14 protein-coding genes are annotated in these 15,174 nt (G+C 65.2%); 9 read left to right on the forward strand and 5 right to left on the reverse strand.

Annotated elements, in window-relative coordinates; all coding sequences use genetic code 11:
• Nucleotides 1-122: 122 nt before the first annotated feature.
• The 5 genes from AC1C2M_RS14890 to AC1C2M_RS14910 all read right to left on the reverse strand — a co-directional run bounded on the left by AC1C2M_RS14890 (nucleotide 123) and on the right by AC1C2M_RS14910 (nucleotide 4,922).
• Nucleotides 123-1,061, reverse strand: a complete 939-nt coding sequence (locus tag AC1C2M_RS14890; protein ID WP_495433599.1) for an ABC transporter permease — start codon at nucleotides 1,059-1,061, stop codon at nucleotides 123-125.
• A complete protein-coding gene (locus AC1C2M_RS14895; RefSeq protein WP_495437371.1) occupies nucleotides 1,048-2,022 on the reverse strand; it encodes an ABC transporter ATP-binding protein in 975 nt (324 codons plus the stop codon). Before AC1C2M_RS14895 ends, AC1C2M_RS14890 begins: the two co-directional genes overlap by 14 nt.
• Complete coding sequence (locus AC1C2M_RS14900) at nucleotides 2,019-3,137, reverse strand: LolA family protein (protein WP_495437373.1); 1,119 nt, start codon at nucleotides 3,135-3,137, stop codon at nucleotides 2,019-2,021. The genes AC1C2M_RS14895 and AC1C2M_RS14900 overlap by 4 nt, the downstream gene beginning before the upstream one ends.
• A 94-nt stretch (nucleotides 3,138-3,231) precedes the next feature.
• Nucleotides 3,232-3,552, reverse strand: coding sequence for a hypothetical protein (locus AC1C2M_RS14905; protein ID WP_495437374.1), 321 nt, complete (start codon nucleotides 3,550-3,552; stop codon nucleotides 3,232-3,234).
• A gap of 35 nt (nucleotides 3,553-3,587) precedes the next feature.
• On the reverse strand, nucleotides 3,588-4,922 hold the full coding sequence (locus AC1C2M_RS14910; RefSeq protein WP_495437375.1) for an aminotransferase-like domain-containing protein: 1,335 nt from the start codon (nucleotides 4,920-4,922) through the stop codon (nucleotides 3,588-3,590).
• A gap of 194 nt (nucleotides 4,923-5,116) precedes the next feature.
• Here AC1C2M_RS14910 and AC1C2M_RS14915 point away from each other — a divergent pair, with 194 nt between their 5' ends.
• The 9 genes from AC1C2M_RS14915 to AC1C2M_RS14955 all read left to right on the forward strand — a co-directional run bounded on the left by AC1C2M_RS14915 (nucleotide 5,117) and on the right by AC1C2M_RS14955 (nucleotide 15,134).
• Nucleotides 5,117-5,965 (forward strand): nitrilase-related carbon-nitrogen hydrolase, encoded by an 849-nt coding sequence (locus tag AC1C2M_RS14915; RefSeq protein WP_495433600.1) that lies wholly within the window; start codon nucleotides 5,117-5,119, stop codon nucleotides 5,963-5,965.
• A 19-nt stretch (nucleotides 5,966-5,984) separates the two neighbouring features.
• On the forward strand, nucleotides 5,985-7,421 hold the full coding sequence (gene hydA, locus AC1C2M_RS14920) for a dihydropyrimidinase (protein ID WP_495437566.1): 1,437 nt from the start codon (nucleotides 5,985-5,987) through the stop codon (nucleotides 7,419-7,421).
• An 8-nt stretch (nucleotides 7,422-7,429) separates the two neighbouring features.
• Nucleotides 7,430-8,446, forward strand: coding sequence for a TIGR03842 family LLM class F420-dependent oxidoreductase (locus tag AC1C2M_RS14925; RefSeq protein WP_495437377.1), 1,017 nt, complete (start codon nucleotides 7,430-7,432; stop codon nucleotides 8,444-8,446).
• On the forward strand, nucleotides 8,443-9,363 hold the full coding sequence (locus AC1C2M_RS14930) for an ABC transporter permease (protein WP_483406058.1): 921 nt from the start codon (nucleotides 8,443-8,445) through the stop codon (nucleotides 9,361-9,363). Before AC1C2M_RS14925 ends, AC1C2M_RS14930 begins: the two co-directional genes overlap by 4 nt.
• A complete protein-coding gene (locus AC1C2M_RS14935; RefSeq protein ID WP_483406057.1) occupies nucleotides 9,360-10,208 on the forward strand; it encodes an ABC transporter ATP-binding protein in 849 nt (282 codons plus the stop codon). The genes AC1C2M_RS14930 and AC1C2M_RS14935 overlap by 4 nt, the downstream gene beginning before the upstream one ends.
• Entirely contained in the window at nucleotides 10,208-11,008 is an 801-nt protein-coding gene (locus tag AC1C2M_RS14940) for an ABC transporter permease (RefSeq protein ID WP_495437378.1), read from the forward strand. Before AC1C2M_RS14935 ends, AC1C2M_RS14940 begins: the two co-directional genes overlap by 1 nt.
• 71 nt (nucleotides 11,009-11,079) lie before the next feature.
• Nucleotides 11,080-12,234, forward strand: coding sequence for an ABC transporter substrate-binding protein (locus tag AC1C2M_RS14945; protein ID WP_495437380.1), 1,155 nt, complete (start codon nucleotides 11,080-11,082; stop codon nucleotides 12,232-12,234).
• 81 nt (nucleotides 12,235-12,315) lie between these two features.
• On the forward strand, nucleotides 12,316-13,644 hold the full coding sequence (locus AC1C2M_RS14950) for an aspartate aminotransferase family protein (protein ID WP_495437381.1): 1,329 nt from the start codon (nucleotides 12,316-12,318) through the stop codon (nucleotides 13,642-13,644).
• A complete protein-coding gene (locus tag AC1C2M_RS14955) occupies nucleotides 13,641-15,134 on the forward strand; it encodes a CoA-acylating methylmalonate-semialdehyde dehydrogenase (RefSeq protein ID WP_495437383.1) in 1,494 nt (497 codons plus the stop codon). The genes AC1C2M_RS14950 and AC1C2M_RS14955 overlap by 4 nt, the downstream gene beginning before the upstream one ends.
• Nucleotides 15,135-15,174: the final 40 nt, after the last annotated feature.

Consider the following 15,174-nt stretch of genomic DNA (forward strand, 5'->3'; position numbering starts at 1 on the left):
GAGAGAGCACAACAAGTACTCGTCTCGACCAGCCACCCAAATCCGGGCAAGCTCGACCGGTCATAACCAACCGGCGGTCTTCCTCCAGACTACAACTCCCGCACCAGCCGACGGAACTTCGTTCAGGACAGGATGTCCTTGGTCGAGAACCGGCCGTACGCGAGGGCGAAGAACACGGCGATGTAGCCGGCCTGGAGAAGCGCATTGGTGCCGAACGCGCTCAGGTCAGCGGGCTGGCTCAGGATCCCGGCGAAACCGAGCCAGTGCTGGGTGAACAGCCAGGGGTGCAGCCACTCCAGCTGAGGGAGAGCACCAAGGATCTGGGAGACAACCGAGACGACGACCGTCGCAGCCATGGCGCCGACCGGAACCGTGGTGAGCGTCGAGATGAAGAGGCCGATCGCGCACAGGCCGAGAAGCGACACGGTGACATAGGCCGCGACGAGAAGCGATCTCAGCACGGACTCACCGACGCCGATGGTCTCGCCCGACAGCAGCGTCACCGGCCCGACCGGGAACAGGAGCGCGCCGATCAGTGCCCCGACAGCCACGAGTGTCAGCGTCGCCGCAAGGCAGAACGCCGCCGCTCCCGCGTACTTGACGAGGAGCAGTCGCAGTCGGCCGGCCGGCGACACCAGCAGGTAGCGCAGCGTGCCGAGTCCTGCTTCGCCGGCGATCGTGTCTCCGGCGACCACCCCGATCGTGAGCGGGAGGAAGAGGGGGATAGCGACGACCGTCGCCGTGAATCCGACGAACAGCCCGTTCTGGGTCACCCGGTCGAGAAACGGCGGCCCATCGCCCGGGTCGAGCTCGCTCGCCGTCAAGCGGACGGCAACGGCGAGAAGGATCGGGATGAGCGCGACGGCAGCGAGCATTGCCCAGGTGCGTCGCCGCCGGAACAGCACGGTGAGTTCGCTTCCGAGAAGGTCAAGGCCGAGGGCGGGGCGTGCGCGCCCGGCGGAGGGCTGCGCCGTGTTCAGAGGGTCGACTGCGGCCCCGGCGTTCCGCGGCGCCCTCGTGTTCGATGCGGGCGGCGTCGGAGCGAGGTCAGGAGACGACATCGAATCCCTCCCCGGTCAGCGCCACGAACCGTTCCTCGAGACTGGCTTCCTCGAGGCCGTACCCGCGGACGCGGACGCCCGCCTCGAGCAGTGCTGGCAGGATCCGGTCGGGATCGAGGTCGGTTGTCGCCGGGAGGAGGGCGGATACTTCGGCGTGCGAGTCGACCTTGCCCTCGCGTCTCGGTATGAGCCCGAAACGGGCAAGCACGCTCTCGGCGGTCTCGGCATCCGGTGTTCGCACCCGTACGTGGGACTCGCCGGCGCCCCGAAGATCATCGAGCGAGCCCTGGGCCACGATGCGGCCTGCACTCATGATCGCGGCGTGGGTGCACATCTGCTCGACCTCGGCCAGCAGGTGGCTGGAGACGAACACCGTGGTGCCCTCCGCAGCGAAGGAACTGACGAGGTTGCGCACCTCGCGTGTTCCCTGTGGATCGAGCCCGTTGGTTGGTTCGTCGAGCACCAGGAGGTCCCGCGGGGAGAGGAGCGCATTGGCGATGCCGAGCCGCTGCTTCATACCGAGCGAGTACGCGCCGGCCTTTTTCGTCGCGGCGTTCGTGAGTCCGACCCGCTCGAGTGCGGCGTCGATGCGCGCAGCGCGGGTTCGACGCGGTGCGTGCCGGTCCGCAGTGTCGAGCCGGTGCAGGTTGGCGTATCCCGAGAGAAACGGATAGAACGCCGGGCCCTCCACCAGCGCACCGACCCGGGGGAGTACGTCGCGCAGCCGTTCCGGCATGCTCTCGCCGAGCACCCTGACCTCCCCCTGGCTTGGACTGACGAGGCCGAGCAGCATGCGGATGCTCGTGGTTTTACCTGATCCGTTGGGGCCGAGGAACCCGAACACCGAGCCGCGGGGCACGGCGAGATCGATCGCATCGACGGCGGTCTGGGTTCGGAACCGTTTGGTCAGGCCCGAGCTCTCGATGGCGAGGTCGGGTGAGGCCCCGGCGGATGCCGTCACTCTGCGTTCGCAGCCGCCTGGAGCCTGTCCACGGTCACTGACCCGGCGAACACGCGGCCATCGTCAGTGAGGAACACGTTGAGAAGTGACGTGGAGAGAAGTCGCCCGCCGTCGACCTTTGTGGTCAGCTGGTCGAGCATCGGGTTGTCTTCGAAGCCTTCGGGGGCGCTACCGGCTGGCAAGGCCACAACGGTCTCCCATCCGGTTCCGGTCGTGACAAGACCACTGCCGTCGTCGGGCTTCGGTCCGCCGTCGGATGCCGGTGGCATCGAGGGGAACGGCTGTTCCTCGACGGTGACGCCGTCGCCCGGTGTGTACGTGAACAGGTCAGCGGCTGGCTCCGAGAGATCGATTGACGAGAAGCCGACCTGGAATGCCGGCTCGTCCTGGCCCGCAGCCGCGACGGAAACCTGAAGCGGAAGCCCGGTCTCGGAGTCGACGGCGATCGACACCGACTCGGCGAGAGTTCCGGATGCCTTCGGCGTGAGAATGAGCTCGTACACGGTCCGTCCGGCGACGCGGGCATCGGTGCCGACCGTGACGAGCGTGGTCGGTTCGAGTTCGGTCAGGAGCTGGTTCGCCAGTTCAGCGGGGTTCATCGTCTCGTCGGCGCGGCCGTCGAGTTTGTTCTGGAGCGAAGACTCCAGGTCAGCGGGGATGGCGACGTGGGTCGCGACGTTCGATTCGGAGTCGTAGTACCAGGCATCGGTGCCGTTCAGCACCGCGATGCGCTCTGCGAGCTGGTCCTTGACCTGGATCCTGACGTTGTTGTCACCCGACACGTACACGTTGCCTTCGTGGGTGCCGCTGAGCAGTTCGAGTGCGCTCGAGACGAGTTCGCTCGACTCTTCGGCCGAAAGACCGGAAGCCCCGCTCATGGAGGAGGTCATGCCGGTAGCGGCATCCACGGCGGGCAACCCGAGTTCGGCGGTCTTCGTCACTGTTCCGGAGAACGAGTCCTCTGTGCTGTCGGAGATCAGGAGGAGCACCTCCTCCGCCGTCTTGTCCGGCAGGTCGACGGCTGCACCAGCGGAGAGCGGCACGGCGACGATACCCGCGGCGACGAGCGCCGGTACTGCGAGGGCGGGAAGCCACTTGAGAGAGTTACGCGACACGATCAACATCCTTCGGATCGAAGTGGTGAGTCATAATACGCCGAGGACCTGAGTTTTCGTCGACATGATTTAACCCACGTCGCGAAGTGCTCGACTAACCCACGTCGAAATGCTCGACGGAGCTCTCGCGGTCGATGAGATAACGGTCGTCCTCCGGGTAGAAGACCGCCACCGCGATGTCATTCCCGGCGAACGCGGAGATGCGTTCCCGGCTTTCCCACCACGACAGAGTGCGGACCTCGCATCGACCGTCGGGAAGGTCCCGGAAGACCGCGATCGCGCCGAGGTTTCCCGGCGTTGTCCGGTACTCGCTCAGGCCGGTCTTCTCCAGGTATGCGGTGTAGTTCTCGCGGTCGTCCGGTCGAATCCAACCGCGCCAGGACCGCATGACGGATCCTCGATGTGCGTCAATCATGGCCGAGCTCTTTCCGTAGGGTTTTCCCGACAGTTCTACGCCCTCACCGCGACGTTCGCGAGGGCATCCGCGACGAAATCGAACTCACCACTGAGGACACCGGCCGTGACGCGAACAAACGAGCCGGCATCGGGCGACGACAGATACGGCGTCCCGCCGGCCACACGGATGCCTGCCGCTGACAACTGCACGAGCGCGCTTCGTTCGTCGTCGACGGCGATCCAGGTATTGAGGCCGTCGGCGAGGGTGGCGTTGTACCCGTGTCTTCCGAGTGCAGCGGCGAGCTCCTTCTGCCGGGAGAAATACACCATTCTCGCCTCGTTGACCGCGGTGACCGATGCGTTCTCGGTGAGCAGCTCGGTGAGGATCGTCTGGACCATCCGGCTCGTCCACCCGGTCGTCAGCATCCGTCTCGACACAATGCGATTGACGAGTTCTTCCGGCCCGCCGAGTGCGGCGATGCGCAGGTCGGGGCCGTGTGTTTTCGAGAAGCTGCGCACGTGGAGCACCTGCCCGGGGATGTAGGCACCGAGGCTGACGTCGGGTTCGGTGCTGATGCCGGCCGAGTGGTCGTCCTCGATCACGACGGCGTCGCCGGCGTGACGGGATGCCGCGATCACCGCGGCCAGTTCGCGCGCGCGATCCTGGGTCATCGACGCGCCCGTGGGATTGTGTGCGCGCGGTTGGAGCAGCACGGCGCGTGGCGATGACGTGAGGGCTCTGGCCAGTGCGGAAGGACGCATCCCGAGGTGATCGAGGGGGACAGGCACGGGTACGGCGCCCAGAGAATCGAGGAGGTCGAAAAACGGCGGGAAGGTGGGATCTTCGATGACCACGCGATCGCCGAACCTCACGACCTGTTCCAGCGCGCGCGAAACACCGTCGAGCGCCCCGTCGACCACGGTGATCTCGTCGGCGTTGTAGGGCCAGGTTCGTCTCAGTTCCTCGGCGAGGGCGGGGATCACCGGCTGGTCGGTGTAACTGAACGTCGTTGCATGCTCGGACAGGCGCGAGAGAGCCGGCCCGAGCAACGGGAGCAGGGAGTCGTCGGGCGTGCCGCGTGAGAGGTCGATGCGGGTTTGCTCGGTGTACCCGGCCATACGCTGCATGCGCGGACTCAACCAGGGCATGGCAGCCTGACGCACAAAGCTGCCACTGCGGCCGCGAGACACGATGAGGCCGACGGTGGTCAGTGCCTGCCACGCGGCACTCACGGTCGCCGGGCTCACGGCGAGTTCTGCGCCGAGCTCCCTGACCGTCGGGAGGCGGTCACCCGGTGCCAGTTGCCCGGAATTGATGAGCCGGGCGAGAGCGGCCGCGATGCCGCGGGGCGAACGATCGTCGATGAGTTCTGCGTACGACTCAGGCATCGGGAGAACCCCATCCGGGTTTTTGGGTATTTACGAATGCGTCACAGAGGGAAACAATGGAGAAATGTTCAACTCGAATAATAACAAATGAGCGGAACGGCACCACACACCTCACGCTGACACCGAAACCCACGGTTCACCCGAGGCAGACAGACAGAAACACCTACCGCTCAATGACGACACGGAGGCTAGAGATGACTGTAGTTCGCGCGGCTATCACCCAGACAACCTGGACCGGCGACAAGGAATCCATGATCGCGAAGCACGAACAGTTCGCGCGGGATGCGGCTGCCCAGGGAGCGCAGATCATCTGCTTCCAGGAGCTGTTCTATGGACCGTACTTCGGAATCACCGAGGACAAGAAGTACTACGAGTTCGCTGAACCGGCGGACGGTCCCATCGTCCAGCGATTCGCGAAGCTCGCGAAGGAGCTGAACCTCGTGATGGTTCTGCCGATCTATGAAGAGGACATGCCCGGCGTGTACTACAACACAGCGGTCGTCGTGGATTCCGACGGGACCATCCTCGGCAAGTACCGCAAGCACCACATCCCCCACCTCGAGAAGTTCTACGAGAAGTTCTACTTCCGCCCGGGCAACCTCGGATACCCCGTCTTCGACACCGCGGTCGGGCCCGTCGGTGTGTACATCTGTTACGACCGCCACTTTCCAGAGGGCTGGCGAGAACTCGGCCTCAACGGGGCACAGATTGTCTTCAACCCGAACGCAACGAAGCCCGGTCTCTCGAATCGGCTCTGGGACCTTGAGCAGGCGACCGCAGCTGCGGCGAACGGGTACTTCGTCGCGGCTCCCAACCGGGTCGGAACGGAAGACAACGAGTACGGCGACCTCGCAGTGACGTTCTACGGCACGAGCCAGTTCGCCGACCCGCAGGGCAACTTCGTCGGTGACAGGGGCAGCGCTGAGCACGAGGACATCGTCATCCGTGACCTCGACCTCGACATGATCAAGAGAGTCCGCGACGACTGGCAGTTCTACCGCGACCGCCGGCCCGAGTCCTACACGTCGATCCCGAAGCCGTAACCGGACCAGGCGAGGAGGCATCATGAAGACCCTCATCAAGAACGGCACCGTCGTGAACTCGACGGGATCGGCACCGGCAGACGTGCTGATCGACGGCGAGACGATCGCCGCGGTGCTCGCTCCAGGTTCGACCCTGCTCGGCTTCGACATCGAGAACAATGTCGACACGGTGATCGATGCAGCGGGAAAGTACGTCATCCCCGGGGGAATCGACGCACACACCCACATGCAGATGCCGTTCGGCGGAACCGAAGCGAGCGACACCTTCGAGACGGGTACCCGTGCCGCCGCACACGGCGGCACAACGAGCATCGTCGATTTCGTCGTGCAGTATGCGGGTGAGAACGTCCTCGATCAGTACGCACTGTGGCACGACAAGGCGCGGAGTAACTGCGCCATCGATTATGGGTTCCACCAGATCCTCAGTGACGTGCAGGACTCCTCGCTGACGGCCATGGACGAACTCGTGAAAGAGGGCGTCTCGAGCTTCAAGCTCTTCATGGCGTACAAGGGAGTCTTCCTGTCGGACGACGGCCAGATCGTCAAGGCCATGCAGCGTGCGGCTGACAACGGCTCGATGATCATGATGCACGCCGAGAACGGCAGCGTGATCGACCTGCTCGTGCAACAGTCGCTCGCCGCGGGCAACACCTCGCCGTACTACCACGGCATCACCCGGCCCTGGCAGGCGGAAGAGGAGGCCACCCACCGCGCGATCATGCTCGCCAACCTCACGGGTGCACCGCTCTACGTCGTGCACGTCAGCGCGAAGCAGGCGGTCGAGCAGATCGCCATGGCCCGCGACAACGGGCAGAACGTGTTCGGCGAAACCTGCCCGCAATACCTCTATCTCTCGCTCGAAGACCAGCTCGGAGCGACGAGCGAGGAGTGGGGTGACTTCGAGGGCGCCAAGTGGGTGTGCTCGACACCGCTGCGTTCGAAGCACGAGGGACACCAGCACCACATGTGGCAGAGCCTGCGCACGAACGACATCCAGATGGTCTCCACCGACCACTGCCCGTTCTGCATGAAGGGCCAGAAAGACATGGGCCTCGGCAACTTCGCGAAGATCCCGAACGGTATCGGCAGCGTCGAGCACCGGATGGACCTGCTCTACCAGGGCGTCGTCGACAAGAAGATCTCGCTCGAACGCTGGGTCGAAGTCACGTCGACGACCCCGGCGCGGATGTTCGGCATGTACGGCAAGAAGGGAGTGCTCCAGCCGGGCGCAGACGGTGACGTCGTCATCTATGACCCGAACGGTCACACCTCCATCGGTGTAGGAAAAACCCACCACATGAACATGGACTACTCCGCCTGGGAAGGGTACGAGATCGACGGTCACGTCGACACTGTCCTCTCCCGCGGAAAGGTCATCGTCGACGACAACCAGTACCTGGGATCCAAGGGTGACGGACAGTACGTCCCCCGCGGCCTCAGCCAGTACCTGATCTGAGGGCACCCATGGACTTCGGAGCCGTACTTCAAACCAACCCGCCCGCCGCACGAACCGTCCATCTGGCCAAGCTTGCCGAGCAGTACGGGTTCAGTCATGTCTGGACCTTCGATTCGCACCTGCTCTGGCAGGAGCCGTATGTCATCTACAGCCAGATCCTCAACGAGACCAAGCGCATCACCGTCGGCCCGATGGTCACGAATCCGGCGACGCGTGACTGGACGGTGACCGCGTCGACATACGCCACGCTCAACGAAATGTATGGCAACCGGACAATCTGCGGGATCGGCCGGGGCGACTCGGCGGTGCGCACGACCAACGGCGCTCCGACCAACCTCAAGACGCTCCGCGAATCGATCCACGTCATCCGTGAACTGGCGAACTCCCGTCCCGTCGAGTACCAGGGCGCTACGGTGCAGTTCCCGTGGAGCGTCGGCTCCCAGCTCGATGTCTGGGTTGCGGCATACGGCCCGCTCGCGCTCAAGCTCACCGGCGAGGTCGGAGACGGGTTCATCCTCCAGCTCGCCGACATCGACATCGCCAAATGGATGATCAAGACGGTTCGGGATGCCGCCGAAAACGTCGGCCGTGACCCGATGTCGATCAAGTTCTGTGTCGCGGCACCGATGTACATCGGCGACGACCGGGAGCACATGCGAGACCAGTGCCGCTGGTTCGGTGGCATGGTCGGCAACCACGTGGCCGACATCGTCGCCAAATATGGAACGGGCGGTGCGGTGCCGCAAGCGCTGACCGACTACATCCAGGGCAGGGAATCGTACGACTACAACGAGCACGGCAGGGCAGGAAACACCCACGCCGCCTTTGTGCCTGACGAAATCATCGACAGGTTCTGCGTGCTCGGTTCGACGAGTGACCACATCGAGAAGCTCGAAGAACTGAAGAGCATCGGCGTCGACCATTTTGCGGGGTACCTCCAGCACGACAACAAGGAGGAGACCCTCCGCGTTTACGGTGAGACCGTCATCCCCGCGCTCAAGGAAAAGATCGTGGCGACGACATGACCGCCGAAAACCTGGCCCCGGCAATCCGGCGGCGCCGCGGGGCGCCGGCCAGGGAGGCTGCGCGCTGGGGATACGGGGTGCTCGGCATCCTCGTGATCGCCGCGCTGTGGGAACTGTACAAGTTCCTGGGGCCGGTTGATGGCGTCGTCATAGGCGAGATGCGGGTGCTTCCGCGCACGACCGACCTCGCCATGCCGCACACCTGGGACATGCTCGCGCGGCTGTTCGAGCCCGTCACCCGGTCGTCGACGGCAAACCCGCTGTGGCTCGAGGTGGCGCTCGCCGCCCTCGTGACGCTCGGCATCGCGGCCGTTGGCTGGCTCGTCGGCATCGTCGTCGGGTTCGCGCTCGCACTGGTCATGCAGCGGTGGCGGCTGGCCGAGTGGGGCCTCCTGCCCTGGATCATCCTCAGCCAGACGGTTCCGCTCATCGCCTTTGCCCCCGTCGTGCGCAGCTGGGGCTCTCGAATCGAGATCGGCGCCTTCGAATGGCAGGACTGGATGAGCGTCGCGGTGATCGCGTCGTACCTCGCGTTCTTTCCGATCGCGGTCGGCGCGCTCAAGGGGCTCCAGTCGCCAGACACCATCCACACCGAGCTGATGCGCAGCTACGGCGTCGGCTGGTGGAAGACCCTCGTGAAGCTGAGGATTCCGGCATCCGTTCCCTACCTCCTGCCCGCGCTCCGGCTCGGGGCAGCCAACGCCGTCGTTGGCGCCGTCGTCGCCGAGGTCTCGACGGGAATGCAGGGTGGAATCGGACGCATCCTCATTCAGTACGCGGGCCAGGCCAGTGGCGACCCGGCGAAGGCGTGGGGACCCATCTTCGGTTCCATCGTGCTCGGGCTCGCCGCGGCAGGCTCGGTCGCCATCCTCGGCGCCATCCTCAGGAACTACCGACGAGTGGAGATCACAGCGTGACTCAGCCAATCGAATCCACCACGGATGCCGCAGGGCGAACCGCCGCCGTCGCGGTGAGTGCGGTCGACAAAACCTTCGACACCCGCTCCGGCCGGGTCGACGCGCTCACCGCCATCGATCTCACAGTGTCTGCCGGCGAATTCGTTTCGCTCATTGGGCCGTCCGGCTGCGGCAAGTCGACGCTCATGCGGCTCATCGCCGATCTCGACCAGCCGACGGCCGGGAGCGTCACGGTGTTCGGCAAGAGCGCGAAACAGGCCAGGCTCGACCAGGACTACGGAATCGCCTTCCAGCAGGCCGGCCTCCTGCCCTGGCGTACCGTCGCAGCGAACGTCGGTCTCCCTCTCGAACTGCACGGTGTGTCCGGCGCTGACCGGGCGGCCAGGATCTCCGAGCTTCTCGAGATGGTTGGGCTCACCGACTTCGCGGACCGCTACCCCGACCAGCTTTCGGGCGGGATGCAGCAGAGGGTGGCGATCGCGAGGTCGCTCGCGGAGAAGCCCGACCTCCTGCTCATGGACGAACCGTTCGGCGCGCTCGATGAGATGACCCGCGAACGGATGCAGACCGAACTGCTTCGGATCTGCGCCGAGACCGGTGCCGCCGTCGTGTTCGTCACCCACTCCATCCCAGAAGCGGTCTACCTCTCCGACCGGGTGGTTGTGATGTCGCCCCGCCCCGGTCGCATTCAGGAGATCGTGCCGATGGTGCTCAACCGGGACCCGGCTCACGCCGAGGCGCTCCGCGAGGAACGCGCATTCTTCGATGGGGTCACCGCCGTCCGTGAGGCACTCCACGCGGGGTCGCCAGTGCCGACGGGCGCTCGCGGAGTGGAGAACCGCTGATGGCCCTCACGATCCCGCAGCGGTCTCGGTCATCGGCGAACGCTGAGACCACCCTCAGGGTCGTCGCACCCGTCGCCGTCGGTGTGATTGCGCTGGGGATCTGGCAGCTTCTCGTCAGCGTCGGCGGGGTCAGCGACTACCTGCTGCCGAGTCCTGCAGCGATCGCCGGGCAGTTTGTCGAGTTCTTTCCGTCGATGGTGTCCGCCACCGGCATCACCGGGCTGAACGCGCTGCTCGGTCTCGTTGTCGGCTCGATCCTCGGCATCCTGCTCGCGGCTCTCGCTGCGGCCTCGCGCCCGATCGATGGGATGAGCGCACCGGTCGTTGCGTCGCTCGCCGTCATTCCGATCGTCGCGCTCGCCCCGGTGCTCAACTCGATGTTCGGCGCGGACAGCCAGTTCGGCAGGCAGGCAATTGCGGGACTTGCGTCCTTCGTTCCCGTGTTCATCAACACCCTCCGTGGATTCCGGCAGACCCTGCCGGTTCACCGTGACCTGATGAAGGTCTACGCGGCGAGCTCCACCCAGATCGTTCGCACGGTGACGTTGCCGACCGCCGTCCCCTTTGTGTTCACCGGCATCCGGATCGCCTCGAGCCTCGCGGTGATCTCCGCGCTCGTCGCCGAATACTTCGGCGGCCCACGCGGCGGGCTCGGCGGACTGATCTCGACGTCGGCGGCGTCGAGCGCCTACCCGAGAGCCTGGGCATACGTGGTCGCGTCGATCGTGCTCGGGTTGCTCTTCTTCCTCGTCACGCTCGCTCTCGAACGGCTTGCCACCCGGGGCAGACAGCGCTCATGAGTGTCCTCAGCCCGCCGGGCTGACGGCCTATCCTGCACCACCTTCAAGCACCACGCATGAAAGGACAGACCATGAAACACAGCACACGTCGCCTCGCGACGGTGGGTGCGTTCGCCGTCTCAGCGGCGCTCGTACTCTCCGCGTGTTCGGCACCAGCAGACACAGGGTCAGACTCCGACGCCGACGGTGGAGGCGAACTCACCGAGGTGAAGCTGCAGCTGCAGTGGCTGCCGCAGGGCCAGTTCGCCGGGTACTTCGCCGCCCTCGACCAGGGCTACTTCGAGGAGGAGGGCCTCGACGTCGAAATCATCCCGTCCGGCGGCGACATCGTCCCACAGGATGCCCTGGCCAACGGCGATGTCGACTACGCGATTGCCTGGGTGCCCAAGGTGCTCGGCTCGATCGAGGCCGGTGCGAACGTCACGAACGTCGCCCAGATTTTCCAGCGCTCGGGAACGCTCCAGGTCTCGTGGGCTGATTCCGGGATCGAATCGGTCGCCGAATTCGAGGGCAAGAAGATCGGCTCATGGGGATTCGGTAACGAGTGGGAGATCTTCGCGGCCATGGCCGCCGAGGGCCTCGACTCGTCAACCGTCGAGATCATCACCCAGGACTTCAACATGAACTCCTTCCTGCAGGGTGACATCGACGCCGCGCAGGCCATGACCTACAACGAGTACGCGCAATTGCTCGAGACGCCGAACCCGGACACCGGCGAGCTGTACACCGAGGAGGACTTCAACGTCATCAGTTACCAGGACACCGTCGGTGCGATGCTTCAGGACGCCATCTGGGCAGACACCGAAAAGCTCGAGAGCGATGAGGAGTACCAGGACACCACTGTTTCGTTCCTCAAGGCCGTCATCAAGGGCTGGGTCTATGCGGCCGAGAACCCGGAGGAAGCCTCCGAGATCACGCTCGACGCCGGTTCCGGCTGGGGTCCGAGCCACGAACTGTGGATGGTCAACGAGACCAACAAGCTGATCTGGCCTGCTGAGAACGGCATCGGAATCATCGACGAAGCGGCGTTCGACAAGACGGTGCAGGGTGCGCTCTCCGCCGTCAACGAGTCAGGCGCTGCGCTCATCACCGAAGAGCCGCCGGCTGGCGTCTGGACGAACGAGTACATCCAGGAAGCGCTCGATGAACTGGAGGAGGACGGCGTCGATACCACCGGCGACAGCTTTACTCCGATCGAGGTCACCCTCGAGGAGGGCGGCAACTAGAAGCACCACAAGCCGGTCCCGGGCGGGGAGCTCTCGCTTTCCGCCCGGGCCCGGCACACGCACCAACGCGAAGGAGATGTTGTGGCACTCACGCTCACATCAGAAAGCAATCAGACAACAGCCGACCTCGATCGCGCCCACGTCTTTCACTCATGGTCGGCCCAGGGAACGCTGAAACCCCTCGTCGTCGCCGGTGGCCTCGGCACCCACGTATGGGACTTCGAGGGCAACCGCTACCTCGACTTTTCGAGCCAGCTGGTCAACGTGAATATCGGCCACCAGCATCCGGCGGTCATCGCTGCGATCAAGGAACAGGCTGACCAGCTCACGACGGTCGCACCGTCCACGGCGAACCTCACGCGTGGCGAAGCAGCCAGGCGCATCACGGATCTCGCCCCCGAGGGATTCTCGCGGGTCTTCTTCACCAACGGCGGTGCGGATGCCAACGAGAACGCCATTCGGATGGCGCGCCTGCACTCGGGGCGAGACAAGGTCCTCTCCACCTACCGGTCGTACCACGGCAACACCGGCGCTGCCATTGTCGCGACGGGGGACTGGCGGCGAATGCCCAACGAGTTTGCGCGCGGGCACGTGCACTTCTTCGGCCCGTACCTCTACCGCTCCGAGTTCTGGGCCTCGACCCCCGAGGAAGAATCGGCGCGGGCCCTTCACCACCTCGAACGGGTCATCCAGGGCGAGGGCGCCCAGACGGTCGCCGCGATCCTGCTCGAGTCCATCCCGGGCACCGCCGGTGTGCTCGTTCCGCCGCCCGGCTATCTCGCGGGGGTGCGCGCACTCTGCGATCGATACGGCATCGTGCTCATCCTCGACGAGGTGATGGCGGGGTTCGGCCGGGCCGGACGCTGGTTCGCGTTCGAGGGATACGACGTCGTCCCTGACCTCATCACGTTCGCCAAGGGGGTGAACTCGGGGTACGTGCCGGCGGGAGGCGTCATCATCTCCGACGAGATCGCCTCCGATTTCGACGAGACGGTCTTCCCGGGGGGACTGACCTACTCCGGGCATCCGCTCGCCATGGCGTCGATCGTCGGCGCCCTCGACGCGATGGCCGACGAAGGCATCGTCGAGAACGCGGCGACAATCGGACGCGAGGCCATCGGGCCAGCACTCGCGGAACTCGCCGACAAGCACGATGTCATCGGCGAGGTGCGCGGTGAAGGGGTGTTCTGGGCGATCGAACTGGTCGCGGATGCCGCCACCCGCGAGCCGCTTCCCGCCCCGGTCATGGGAAGCATCAAGGCGGCGCTCGTCGGGCGCGGGCTGCTTCCGTTTGTGCAGGACAACCGTATTCACGTGGTACCGCCGTGCACGGTGACGGCGGACGAGGTCGGCGAGGCGATGGACAGCTACGACGCCGTGCTCACAGAAGTTTCGAAAGGACAGTCATGACCAGCTACATCAACCACTTCATCGGCGGAACGCTCGTCGAGGGGGAGTCACAGCGAACCTCACCGGTGTTCGACCCGGCAAAGGGCACGAGCGATAAGGACGTGCGACTCGGCAGCGTCGCCGACGTCGACAGTGCTGTCGCCGCGGCCGCTGCGGCGTACCCCGCCTGGCGGGATGCCTCGCTCGCCAAGCGCCAGTCGGTGATCTTCGCCTTCCGTGAACTGCTCAACTCACGGAAGGACGAGCTCGCCCAGATCCTCACCTCCGAGCACGGAAAGGTCCTCTCCGACGCGGCGGGTGAGATCGCCCGCGGTCTCGAAGTCGTCGACTTCGCGACGGGGATCCCGCACCTGCTCAAGGGGGAGTACTCCGAGAACGTGTCGACGGGGGTCGACGTGTACTCGGTGAAGCAACCGCTCGGTGTTGTCGGCATCATCAGCCCGTTCAACTTCCCGGCGATGGTGCCGCTCTGGTTCTTCCCGATCGCCATCGCGGCCGGAAACACGGTCGTGCTCAAGCCAAGTGAGAAGGACCCGTCGGCAGCGAACTGGCTCGCCGAGCTGTTCACGGAGGCCGGGCTGCCCGACGGCGTCTTCAATGTGGTCCACGGCGACAAGGAGGCAGTCGACGCACTGCTGGAGCATCCGGTGGTCAGGTCGATTTCGTTTGTCGGTTCAACGCCGATCGCGAAGTACATCTACGAGACGGCGGCGAAAAACGGCAAGCGGGTGCAGGCGCTCGGAGGTGCGAAGAACCACATGCTCGTGCTCCCGGACGCTGACCTCGACCTCGCCGCCGACGCGGCAGTCAACGCGGGCTTCGGTTCGGCGGGCGAACGGTGCATGGCGATCAGCGTTCTGCTCGTCGTCGACAGCATCGCCGACGACCTCATCGCGAGGATCAGCGAACGGATGTCGACACTCACGACAGGGGACGGCCGCCGGTCCTGCGACATGGGGCCGCTCATCACGAGGGCGCACCGCGACAAGGTCGCGTCCTACCTCGACGTCGCCGAAGCCGATGGTGCGAGCATCGTCGTCGACGGGCGCACGGTCGAGGTCGACGGCGATGCCGACGGATTCTGGCTCGGCCCTACGCTGATCGACCGGGTGCCCCTCAGCTCCACCGTCTACACGGACGAGATCTTCGGGCCTGTGCTCAGCGTCGTCCGGGTGGAGAGCTACGCGGAGGGCCTCGAGATCATCAACAGCAGCAGGTACGGGAACGGCACGGCCATCTTCACGAACGACGGCGGAGCCGCGCGCCGGTTCCAGCGTGAGGTGACCGTCGGCATGGTCGGAATCAACGTGCCCATTCCTGTCCCCGTTGCCTACCATTCCTTCGGTGGCTGGAAGGAGTCAATGTTCGGTGACTCCAAGGCGTATGGACCCCTCGGCGTTCACTTCTTCACGCAGGAGAAGGCGATCACGAGTCGCTGGCTCGACCCGAGCCACGGCGGCCTCAACCTCGGCTTCCCCGAACACGATTGATCGACCGGCGAGCCGGCTGGCCTCATGGTCGGCCGGCTCG

The sequence above is a fragment of the Mycetocola sp. Y444 genome (assembly GCF_059445295.1).